This window comes from Amycolatopsis sp. NPDC034160 (assembly GCF_055575355.1).
This window is the reverse complement of record NZ_JBVISU010000025.1, coordinates 103,232-113,459: the sequence shown is the minus strand read 5'-3', so window position 1 is coordinate 113,459 and position 10,228 is coordinate 103,232. Positions and strand designations below refer to the sequence as shown.

At 67.6% G+C, this 10,228-nt stretch carries 9 protein-coding genes; 4 read left to right on the top strand and 5 right to left on the bottom strand.

Going from position 1 to position 10,228, the window contains the following annotated elements:
- Positions 1-442 precede the first annotated feature (442 nt).
- On the top strand, positions 443-1,285 hold the full coding sequence (locus ACZ54P_RS34760; protein WP_465465842.1) for a hypothetical protein: 843 nt from the start codon (positions 443-445) through the stop codon (positions 1,283-1,285).
- Positions 1,249-1,392 carry a hypothetical protein gene (locus ACZ54P_RS34755; RefSeq protein WP_465465841.1) on the top strand — a complete coding sequence of 48 codons (144 nt, stop codon included), beginning with the start codon at positions 1,249-1,251 and terminating at the stop codon, positions 1,390-1,392. The genes ACZ54P_RS34760 and ACZ54P_RS34755 overlap by 37 nt, the downstream gene beginning before the upstream one ends.
- Here the strand turns inward: ACZ54P_RS34755 and ACZ54P_RS34750 are convergent.
- Entirely contained in the window at positions 1,351-2,310 is a 960-nt protein-coding gene (locus ACZ54P_RS34750) for a helix-turn-helix transcriptional regulator (protein ID WP_465465840.1), read from the bottom strand. The genes ACZ54P_RS34755 and ACZ54P_RS34750 overlap by 42 nt on opposite strands.
- 118 nt (positions 2,311-2,428) lie before the next feature.
- Between ACZ54P_RS34750 and ACZ54P_RS34745 the strand changes: the two genes are divergently transcribed.
- Complete coding sequence (locus ACZ54P_RS34745; protein WP_465465839.1) at positions 2,429-2,893, top strand: nucleoside deaminase; 465 nt, start codon at positions 2,429-2,431, stop codon at positions 2,891-2,893.
- On the opposite strand, the gene ACZ54P_RS34740 is transcribed toward ACZ54P_RS34745, so the two are convergent.
- Entirely contained in the window at positions 2,890-4,176 is a 1,287-nt protein-coding gene (locus ACZ54P_RS34740) for a GGDEF domain-containing protein (RefSeq protein ID WP_465465838.1), read from the bottom strand. The two genes, ACZ54P_RS34745 and ACZ54P_RS34740, sit on opposite strands and share 4 nt — an antisense overlap.
- A 226-nt stretch (positions 4,177-4,402) precedes the next feature.
- Between ACZ54P_RS34740 and ACZ54P_RS34735 the strand changes: the two genes are divergently transcribed.
- The gene (locus ACZ54P_RS34735; RefSeq protein WP_465465837.1) at positions 4,403-5,353 is read left to right on the top strand and encodes a chitinase; all 951 of its coding nucleotides are present in this window, start codon (positions 4,403-4,405) and stop codon (positions 5,351-5,353) included.
- Between the two features lie 451 nt (positions 5,354-5,804).
- On the opposite strand, the gene ACZ54P_RS34730 is transcribed toward ACZ54P_RS34735, so the two are convergent.
- The 3 genes from ACZ54P_RS34730 to ACZ54P_RS34720 all read right to left on the bottom strand — a co-directional run bounded on the left by ACZ54P_RS34730 (position 5,805) and on the right by ACZ54P_RS34720 (position 10,142).
- Positions 5,805-7,373, bottom strand: coding sequence for an ABC transporter substrate-binding protein (locus tag ACZ54P_RS34730; RefSeq protein ID WP_465465836.1), 1,569 nt, complete (start codon positions 7,371-7,373; stop codon positions 5,805-5,807).
- Between the two features lie 19 nt (positions 7,374-7,392).
- The gene (locus tag ACZ54P_RS34725) at positions 7,393-9,423 is read right to left on the bottom strand and encodes a hypothetical protein (protein ID WP_465465835.1); all 2,031 of its coding nucleotides are present in this window, start codon (positions 9,421-9,423) and stop codon (positions 7,393-7,395) included.
- 176 nt (positions 9,424-9,599) lie between these two features.
- A complete protein-coding gene (locus ACZ54P_RS34720; RefSeq protein WP_465465834.1) occupies positions 9,600-10,142 on the bottom strand; it encodes a hypothetical protein in 543 nt (180 codons plus the stop codon).
- Between the last annotated feature and the right edge of the window lie 86 nt (positions 10,143-10,228).

The following is a 10,228-nucleotide window of genomic DNA, read 5'->3' as shown; positions in this document are numbered from 1 at the left end:
AGTCTGTCGGGATGGTTCTTCTTCACCCAGCCGGCACCGAGATGTGGCCGGATGGTCAGCGGGCCGAACTCGTCGAACGCGAACACCCGATCCGGCGACGCCAGCGAGGGCTGGTGGGCCTGCACCGCGGTCCGAGAACGCGGGGGCCACTGGCGGCGCTATTCACGATCAAGTGGGCACACTTCGACACGCTTACAGGTCGCTCGCCCTCTGTCTCGCTCAAGGCGTTCCACTTGTCCCGCTTGCCTTGGCGGGGACCCTCACGTTGCGAGTCGCAGGCCACCGCAGCAGCACAGAAGTGGAACAGGTTATCGCGTAGACGACTGGCGAACGCTGCGCTCTCGAACGACCGATAAGCGGCGTGAGCGGACGTTCGAGCTTTGGAATCCGCAGAAAAAGGCCACGTTTGCCTACCGCTTGCAGCGAAGAGGAGAATCGGCGCATGCAGCCCAGTTCTGCCACATCGGTGGGGTTCGAACAGTTCCTTGCACGTCTGGACGTGGAGCACGACGAAGTTGCCGTAGCGTCCGTCGCAGCCAGCCGCTCGCCAGGCAACACCGGTGCTTGGCAACTTGTCTATGGCAGTTTGTTGTTCGGTGTGCAAGAGATGGCCGCCGCGTCGTGGCTGGGTTGGCGATCGCATACGGACGCCGCAGCAGCCACCACTTTGGCGGCGATGCTCAGCGCTACCGAGCCGGACGAGCCGGATCTGGCACAGTTCATCGTCCAAGACTCAGGATGGCTGATGGGTCGCCTGATCCTGTCTAGTCAGGGGCAGCAGGCAACCGAGGCTGCGGCGGCCCTTCTCGAAGAATTGTGCGGACCGGGTTTCGCACTGACCGACTCCACAGGTGCCACTCACCTTGTCCAAGCGCAGCTGGCGCCAGCCGATGCCCTGGTGCTGGGATGTCGCTATGACGACTCGCGGCTGCAGCTCCTTACCAGTGCGGCCCAGCGCCCGGTCCTAGGTTACCGCTTCCCGCGAGAGAACCCTGTCGACGTCGACCCGCCTGATACGTGGCCGGTGGGCTCCTTCCAGATGCCGGTACCTCTTTTCAATCTCCTCGGGATCTCGTCTCGGTCGGCCGATGACCACGGGCTCGTGGTCGGCCGGGTAGGCCGCACCGCGTGGCTAGCCGATCTGAAGATGGACCTACACCAGGAGTTGCACGTGGGGGTCGGGTTCGACCCCGCACGTGTCGCCTTGGGAGACCTTGAAATCGACCTGGAGGAGTACGCCGAGGGTCGATGTCGGTCTCGCTCTACATCATCGTGCTGGCCCTGATCTCGCTCGGCTCGATCGGCCTGCTGGCCAAACGGGCCAAGCGAGCCGCACAGTCCACTTCGGACTCACACGACCGCGCGCGCGAAGCGGTCGGCGACCAGCCTTAGCTTCTCTTTGACCTCGTCGGGCGCCTCTTCCACGACGAAGTCGACGTCCCAGTGGGCGAGGTAGTAAGGCATCACGGAAAGGTCGTTCGATCCGACCCTGACCCGGCAGGTGTGCTCGTCGATGGCCTCGATCGTCCCGACGGTCGGTGCCACGTATTCGGCGAGCGCGTCCGCCGAGGCGCTCACCCGCAGCACCATTTGGTGCGGGTACGGCGCCGACGTGATCCCGCGGGAGACGTACGCCGCGAGGTCCTCGGCCGGCGGTTCCCTTGGCGTGAAACGGAAACTGGTGTCCGGGACGCCGTCGATGCGGTCGACGCGGAAGGTACGCCAGTCGTCGCGGTCGAGGTCGAACGCGACCAGATACCACCGGCGACCGGTATGCACCAGGCGCAGGGGTTCGATGGAACGCTCGGTGACCTCGCCGTCGTGGCTGCGGTACCCGAACCGGAGGCGCTGATGGTCGCGGCACGCGGACGCGATGACCGTGAGCGCCTCCGCGTCGATGACCGGGACGACGCCGCCGAGCGGGATCATCGCGGTGTTCAGCGCGGTCACCCGATGCCGCAACCGGGCGGGCATCACCTGCTCCAGTTTCGCGAGGGCGCGCACCGAGGTCTCCTCGATCCCCGACACCGTCCCGTTCGCGGCCGTCCGGAGGCCGACTGCGACCGCGACGGCCTCGTCGTCGTCCAGCAGCAGCGGCGGCAACGCGGCTCCCGCGCCGAGCCGGTAGCCGCCCGCGACGCCGGGGGTGGCGTGCACCGGGTAGCCCAGTTCCCGCAGGCGTTCGACGTCGCGCCGGACCGTGCGGACGTCCACCCGCAGCCGCTCCGCCAGGTCGGCGCCGGGCCAGTCGCGCCGCGCCTGCAGCAGGGAAAGCATCCTCAGCAGCCGCGCCGACGTGGCCGTGGTCATCGGTTCGCTCGCTTCATGAGGGGCAGTTTGCCAGCTATCGCGGACAGGGCCAGTCCGCAATCGGCTCGTGAGTGGTAATGACGGTTAGAACCGTCATTACCACTCACGAGACCGTAAAGTGATCGGGGTGATCGATCCCGCGCGTCTGCTGTCCATCGCCCGCGAAGAGGCCGAACTCGGCAAGGCCGAGGGCGGGGTCCCGATCGGCGCCGCGTTGTTCGACACCGACGGTGTCCTGCTCGGCCGCGGGCACAACCGCCGGGTCCAGGACGACGACCCGTCGATGCACGCCGAGACCTCCGCGTTCCGGAACGCGGGCAGGCGGCCGCACTACCGGGACACGATCATGGTCACCACGCTGTCCCCCTGCTGGTACTGCAGCGGGCTGGTACGCCAGTTCGGCATCGGTCGCGTGATCATCGGCGAGGCGGCCACGTTCGAGGGCGGGCACGGCTGGCTGGCGGAGAACGGCGTCGAGATCACCCTTCTCGACGACCCCGCGTGCACCGCGCTGATGACCGAATTCATCCGGGACCATCCGGAACTGTGGTTCGAGGACATCGGCGTCCCGGCCGAGGACTAACCCAGCGGTTCCTCGGTCTCGAAGACCACGGTCCGGTTGCGGCCTGCCGCCTTCGCCGCGCGCAGCGCCTGATCCGCCGCGCCGACGAGCCGAGCGAGCGTTTCGCCGTCGGCGGGATGCGACGAGACGCCGATCGAAACGGTCACCCCGGCGAACAGCGGATCACCCGGCGACCTCCCACCCAGTGAGACGGAGGTCGACGCGATCCGCAGCCTGATCCGCTCGGCGATGGCATGCGCGTCGAACCGGCTGGTGCCGGGAAGCAGGACGACGAATTCCTCGCCGCCGAACCGGCCGACCAGATCGGCGGCGCGAACCTCCGCGCGCAAGGAGTCCGCGACAGCGCGCAGAACGTCGTCGCCGACTTCCCTGCCGTGCTGGTCATTGAGCCGCGCGAAACTGTCCAGGTCGAGCATGAGCAGCGAAAGATCGCTGCCACGGGCGCGAAGCAGCTCGAACTGGGTGCGGGCACCGTCCAACCAGGACGACGCGGTGAGCAGGCCGGTGCCGGCGTCCGTGCCCGCGTGGCCACGCAGAGCGCGCATCGTCCCGGCCCGATGAAGTACCACGAGCGCTCCGGCGAGTACCACGGTGACGAACGGCCAGTCCACCGCCGACCACGCGAGCAGCAGGCCGAACGCGACCATCGCCGCGTCGAAGGCGAATCCCGACGGTTCCGCCCCGAATTCGGCCGCCGGGGCGGCAAGGGCGGCGTCGACGGACAGGAACACCAGACCGGTGGCGAAAGCCAGCGCGAAGCCCTGGAAATCCCTTACCGCGTCGGCGAAAGGGGCCGCGCCGACGAGGATGGACACCAGCGAAGCCGCGATCGCGGACAACATGGTGGCGGCGACCGCGAAGATCTGACGATGCGGGATTCCGCGCCGGATCCGGAACCAGCGGTACCCCGCCGAGACGACGACGAGCACGGCGGCCAGCGCGGGCGGCAGCAGCAACGCGCCCGCGAAGATCCAGGCGGCGTCCAATCCGGCGCCGAGCCGGGTGTCGGCGCGGGACCGCTCGACGGGACGCGCGAACTCCGAACTGAGGATCATTCCCGCCAGCAGAGCGGAAAACGGGAGCAGTGCTGACGTCGCGGGCGGCCGCAGCGCGAAGAGGTAGGTGGTGGCGGCCAAGGCGGCCGCGTCGACGAGGAGCAGGTACCCGATCAGGCTCCGTCTGGGTAGTTCCCACAGGCTCCAGGCCACCAGCAGACGGCACGGCGCGGCGAGCCGGTCTCTTCGGCCGCGGCTTCCGGTCGCCATCAGGGAGTCCCCCACCATTTCGGCAAACTAGCCGGTAATCGCGGTGCTGTCGATCCGCTTTACGGGTCAAGACCCCCTACTAAGGTCGGTCATTTCCGCCGGGACTCCCGGTGAATTCTTGACAGTCCTCAATGGTCTAGTCCACCGTGAGTGAGCACACAGTGACCTCCCGGTTGATACGCCGCGTCAAGACGGAGGTGCTCCACACCTGCGCGCCTCGGCGCGCGTACCAGTTGGAGGACCTATGAAATCCCTACGACGCTGGGCGACACTGGCCACCACCGTCGGCGCCGCTCTCGCCACGGCCGTCGGCCTCGCCCCCGTCGCCTCGGCGGCCCCGGACACGGTGCTCGCCTCGCCCTATCTGTACCAGTGGTCGGGACAGACGGACCCGATCGCCGCGATGAACGCCACCGGGGTCAAGGCCTTCACCCTCGCGTTCATCCTTTCCGACGGCGGCTGCAACCCGAAGTGGGACGGCAGCCGTTCGCTCACCGGCTCCGACGCCACGATGATCGCCAACATCCGGGCCAAGGGCGGCGACGTCATCCCGTCGTTCGGCGGCTGGTCCGGAACGAAGCTCGGCCCGAAGTGCGGCACACCCGCGGCACTCGCCGGCGCGTACCAAAAGGTGATCGACGCCTACCGGCTCAAAGCGATCGACCTCGACATCGAGAACACCGACGAGTTCGAGAATTACACCGTCCAGGACCGGATCCTGAACGCGGTCAAGATCACGAAGCAGAAGAACCCCGGCCTGCGCGTGGTCATCACCATCCCGACCGAGGTCGGCGGCCCCAACGCGCACGGGAAGCGGCTGATCAACCAGTCGAAGACGCTCGGCGCGGGCGTCGACGCGTGGTCGGTCATGCCGTTCGACTTCTCCAGCGGCGGTGACATGGCGGGCAAGACCCGCAGTGCCGTGGACGGGCTGAAGAACGTCGTGAAATCCACCTTCGGCCTGAGCGATGACGCGGCCTACCGGCGCAGCGGGCTCTCGTCGATGAACGGGAAGACCGACGTGGCGGGTGAGACCGTCAGCGTCGCCGACTTCCGCGCGATCCGCGACTACGCGGCGAGCAAACATCTCGCCCGCCTGTCGTTCTGGGCGGTGAACCGCGACTGCAACAACTGCGCGGGAATCGCGCAGGGCAAGTACGACTACACCAAGATCGTGGCGGGTTACACCGGCTGACTCCCGTTCCCCACCGGTGGTCAGCGAAGGGCCGTCCAGGACGCACTTCCTGGACGGCCCTTCAGTCCACCGAGGACCGAGCCATGCGCCTTGGATGTACACAAGGGACATTCCCCGGCAGCCAAGTGCCTGATTGGTCGACCTCTGCCCGGTTCCGCGTGGGTCGTGACCACCTTGAGACTCAAGGGTCCCGGCAAAGCCGAGAGAGTGCATTCCTGGTTCTGAGGCGCCGACCGGGCGTCGGTGCCCACAGAGGACACATCCTGGCGACTTGGTGTCCTGTTGATGCTTCTGTGCCCGGTTCTGCGTGGGGTCGTGAGTGGCGATTCGGGTTAGAACCCGAATCGCCACTCACGACCACCTGGACCGACGGCCCACCGCCACCCTCCCGCCTCAGTACCGGGGGTTCACCGACACGATTCTCCTTTGGTAGCCCTCGGGGCACAGTCCTTCAGCGAACGCAGTCCGGCGCGGTGTTCAGCGGGCGTCCCCGCGACCACACGAGGTCGACCGGATGCACCGAACCGTCCGAGGCGATGGACAGGATCGGCAGCGCCTTGTCGAGCTGGTTCCCCGTCGTCTGGTCGAAGGCGATGAACCCCGTGGCGCCGGGCACCGGCGAGTTGCAGTCGATGCTGCGCAGGACGTCCGGCACCGAAACGGGATCCGCCGACACGTTCTGCACCGCCGCCTCGACCGCCGCGGCGACGGCGTCGTGTTCGATCATCGCGGCGCCGTCCCACAGTTCCCCCTTGGGAAAACCATGGGTTCCGGTGAATTCGGCGATGAAGTTGTCGTAGTTCTTCTTGTACGTCGGATACGCCGGATCAGCGGTGAACATGTCCCACTGGTCGGGATAGGCCAGTGCGGTGTAGCGGAGCCGGACGGCGATGTCCTTGTCCAGCGGCAAGGGATTCCCGGCGAGCGTGCTCGCGTCGTCCCCGGTCATCACGGTCACCGAGTCGAGCCCTTCACAAGCGCCGTCCCCCGCCAGTGCCGCCACGAGGGCACCCAGATCGAGTCCCCGCCCGGCGAAGTAGATCAGGTCGGGTTTGGCACCGCAGATGTCGTTGTGCCATCTGCTGAACAGCCCCCGCAGGTTGGCCTCGCGCGACTTGTCGGTGAGCGGTTTGACTTCGTACGTCTTCGTGAAGACGACCGGAACCTTCGACGTGCTTTTGAAGGCCTCGGCGAGCGTGGTCGCGTAGGTGTCCTCTTTGCCGACTCCCTGGATCATCATCACCCGGCGGAATCCGTGCGCCGCGATGTATCCGGCGGCGGCGCGTGCCTCGTCGGTGTTGGTCGGGCCCACCCGGAAGAAGTTGTCGATCCGCGCGCCCTTGGGGTCGATGTTCATGTTGTCCGCGGTGACGGTGGCGCCGATGGTGGCGATGCCGTGTTTGGACAACTCGGCGACCAACGCCCGGCTGTTCTCCGAACTGATGCCGATGTCGGTGACCGCCACGATCCGCTGGGCGGCGGCCGCGGCGATGATCTCGTCGGCGACGACGCGCCAGTGGTCGGCGTTGCTCCCGTAGTTGGCCAGCAGGAGCCTGATCCCCGGCGGTCCGTTCTTCGGCCAGGCGGCGGTGATCGCGCCCTGGATCTCGCGCCGGACGAACGGGAACGGCTGGCTGTCGACGTTCGGATCCGGGGCGAGGTTCTCCAGCACCACGATGGTCTTGAAACTCTCGCCCGCCGCGTCGTTGCGGGCCTTGATGAGCTTCTCCAGCGGGTCGAGCGGATCATCCTCGCGCACCGGGCCGGAATCGAGGTTCAGTCCGACGCAGACGTACGACGAGCCGACCGACTTCTCGTCCGCGTCCACCGCGCGCAGCCCGGCGCCACAGGACTCCCACGGCTTGAGACCCACCAGTATGGCGCCCACCAGCACGACCACGACCGCGATCAGCAGCGCGCGATGACGGCGCGCCCAGCCGCGGGGCCGCACCGGCGGACCGGTCGCCGCGCGTTCACGGGCACGGGACATACGGGTTCTCAACGCGTCGAACCAGGACATGACGAGGTTCCGTTCGGGTTCAGGGGAACTCGCCGCGACGGGCGAGGTCTTTGGCCGACACGAGCGCGCCGACGTCGGGGCGATGCGAAGTGGTGGCCAGCGCGGCGAAAGCGTTCGCGATCACCTGGTGCTGGTCCTGCCCGCGGACCGCGAACGGGTTGGCGGTCAGCCTGCCCGCCGCGATGAGCCGGGCGACGTTGTTGCGGATCTCGGACCGATCGATGGGATGGCCTTCGGTGTCGAGGTTGACCAGTTCGTCGTACAGCTCCGCGTGCGGCCGCTCGGGTGGCAGATCGTCCGGCGCGTTCAGGACCAGCTCGAGTTTCGCGACCCACGCCGCGTGCGGGATCCGGTTGAACTCGCGCTCGAAGAAGGTGACCACCTCGCTGATGTCGCCCAGCGCGAGGTTGCAGTAGGCGAGGCGCACCGGATCCTGGGCGGTGTCCGGGTCGTCTCGCAGGGCCTTGAACTGGTCGGTGTAGCTCGGTCCGTCTCCGTCCCCGCGCCTGGCCAGCGCGGACACCAGGTTCGCGGCGATCCACGGATGCAGTGCCGCCTGGTCGTCGGTCGTTCCGGCCGAGTTCTTCGCCGTCACCCACAGCGCGGTCCGCAGTTCGGTCAGGATCCGCCCGACATGCGGCTGGTCGATCCGGCTCTGCGCGGCGTCCGGGATCAGCCAGGGCGCGGTCGCGAACGGGGCCGCGGTCACGAAGTCGTCGATGTGGACGTCGTCGAGATGTTCGGTCAAACCCAGTTCGGTCAGCCTGCGATAACAGGGGTCCTGCTCACCGCGCGGGTCGGTGGTGAGCACGTCACGATCGCCTTCCCGCACGTCGCTCGCCCGCAACTGCGCGGCGAGCTGCTCGACCGCCGACGGCAGTCCACCGGTCGCCCGGTGCGCGAGCCCGACCTTCGGGGTCCCCGCGCCGGAATCGAGGACGCGCGCGATCAGCCCGATCGGCTGAGACGCGAGCCGGACCGGGTAGTAGGGCGATTCGAGCACACCAGGCCCCGGTTTCACCCAGTCGTCGTACGAGGCTTCCTCGCAGTCCGCCACCGGCCGGACGGTGGGCGGCGAGCCGGACGCGGGTTTCCACGGCGCCAGCCAGGCGATGCCCCAGTCGTCGTGCCATCGCCCGCTGGTGGCGATGACCAGCAGCGCGTCGTGCGCCTCGCGGTCGTTCGGATGCTGGACGGCGAAGCGTTCCCGAGCGGTGATCAGGTCGGCGAGGAACTCGGTCCCGCCGGCGTGGTCGACGTCGTCGAGCGTGATCACCCAGTTGTGCCAGTGCCTGCGCCGCGGCGAGATGTCGCAGGCGCAGGGGCTTTTTTCCTCCGGTTTGGCCAGCCTCGGATGATTCTCCCGGACGTCGCCGAGGAAGGCCGCCATCAGCCATTCGGTGACCGCCTTCGCGTCACGGGCACTGCCGTGGGCGAGCCGGTTGAGTTCGAGTAGCGCGTCGAACGGCGTCCTGCCCTCGGCGTTCGGGAAATCGGCCAGTGACCGCAGAGCCTTGCCGAGCCTCGGCCGGATGTTGCGGACCAGATGCGGGAACGTCTGGCGGAACACCGCCGCGTACGACGGTTCGACGAGACCGGTCGCCTTCGCCGTCTCGGTGAGCGTGTCGAGCACCGCGTCCATCGACGGCGTCCAGCGGATCCCGTGGAAGCTGTTGATCAACGTCTTCAGCTGACTCAGGTCTTCGTCACGATTCCGACCGGAAAGTTCTGCCTGAACTGCGATCAACGCAATGGTGAAACGAACGAACTGCGGTTTAGGGCGATTCCGCCATTTACTCGACAACGAGTAGGCCAGTTTCGTGAGCACGTCGATCGTGCTCGCCCGGTCGCCGTGCCCGAACTCGAATCCGGCGTGCACGACACCCCAGCCCAGGTCCCGGCGGATCGCCTCCAGTGCCGTGGTCTTTCCCGAACCGACCGGCCCGAGCAGCACCGTCACCGGCTGCGGGCGGGACGGGTTCCCCGTCTCGCGGTTGATCAGCATTCTCCGGGCGAGCTGCACCGCGGGAGAATGTCGGCCGACACTCATTTTTCCTGTTCAGCCCCTAGCAGTGATCCGGAAGGGAAAGAGAGTGCGGACCATCGTAGGTACTTGATCGGGGCCGGAACACCGGAACGGTCAGAGCAGACACGAAAGGACGAAATCCCGCATGAATCGTAATTCTCTATCGACGATCAGCGACAGCGCCGATCACCCGAATGGCGCTACCCGCCCCATTGCGGCTGACGGCCGCCGGGATGTCCACCGCGATATCCGCCGCCGTAGTACCAGTCGTAGTAATGCCAATAGTCCTGCTCGCGCTGATCGGCGCGGGGATCCCGCCGTTCTTCGGGAGGCGCGACGGGCATCGGCGTGGGAGACGGCGTCTCCGAACCGTTCATCGACGCCGTCAGCGGCGGCGGAGGGGCGACACTGCCACCTGATGGCCCGGACGGGACAGGCGAAGGCACCGCGTCGTCCGGCACCTCGACCGCCTGCGGGACGATGGTCAGCGAGGGCGGCGGGATCGGCATCCCCGGGATGACCTCGGCCGAATCGGCCGGTACGAGCAGCACGGCCAGTAGGCCGCCGACGAAGAGACCGCCCGCGGAAAGGGCGGAGATCCGCCGGAGCTTCCCACTGCCTGCGACGTCTGGCGCCCGGTGCTTCGGCCCGCGAGGCCCCCGGCGACGGGGTGCCGCGCCGGCTTCCCGCATCAACTCGCTCAGGGCGTCCCCACCGTCTTCGCGGCGAGCCGTGCGTGCCATCGGCATCTCCAAACCCCGGTCCGTCGCGTAGCGCGACGGCCTCATCCCGGGGTGGATCCTAGGAACATGGCGACCGGTTGTAAACG

What these genes read in the sequence shown, in the direction of transcription:
- ACZ54P_RS34720 (WP_465465834.1), bottom strand. Translation starts at nt 10,142, where the DNA reads ATGGCACGCACGGCTCGCCGCGAAGACGGTGGGGACGCCCTGAGCGAG.
- ACZ54P_RS34740 (WP_465465838.1), bottom strand. Translation starts at nt 4,176, where the DNA reads ATGGTGGGGGACTCCCTGATGGCGACCGGAAGCCGCGGCCGAAGAGAC.
- ACZ54P_RS34730 (WP_465465836.1), bottom strand. Translation starts at nt 7,373, where the DNA reads ATGTCCTGGTTCGACGCGTTGAGAACCCGTATGTCCCGTGCCCGTGAA.
- ACZ54P_RS34735 (WP_465465837.1), top strand. Translation starts at nt 4,403, where the DNA reads ATGAAATCCCTACGACGCTGGGCGACACTGGCCACCACCGTCGGCGCC.
- ACZ54P_RS34725 (WP_465465835.1), bottom strand. Translation starts at nt 9,423, where the DNA reads ATGAGTGTCGGCCGACATTCTCCCGCGGTGCAGCTCGCCCGGAGAATG.
- ACZ54P_RS34760 (WP_465465842.1), top strand. Translation starts at nt 443, where the DNA reads ATGCAGCCCAGTTCTGCCACATCGGTGGGGTTCGAACAGTTCCTTGCA.
- ACZ54P_RS34750 (WP_465465840.1), bottom strand. Translation starts at nt 2,310, where the DNA reads ATGACCACGGCCACGTCGGCGCGGCTGCTGAGGATGCTTTCCCTGCTG.
- ACZ54P_RS34755 (WP_465465841.1), top strand. Translation starts at nt 1,249, where the DNA reads ATGTCGGTCTCGCTCTACATCATCGTGCTGGCCCTGATCTCGCTCGGC.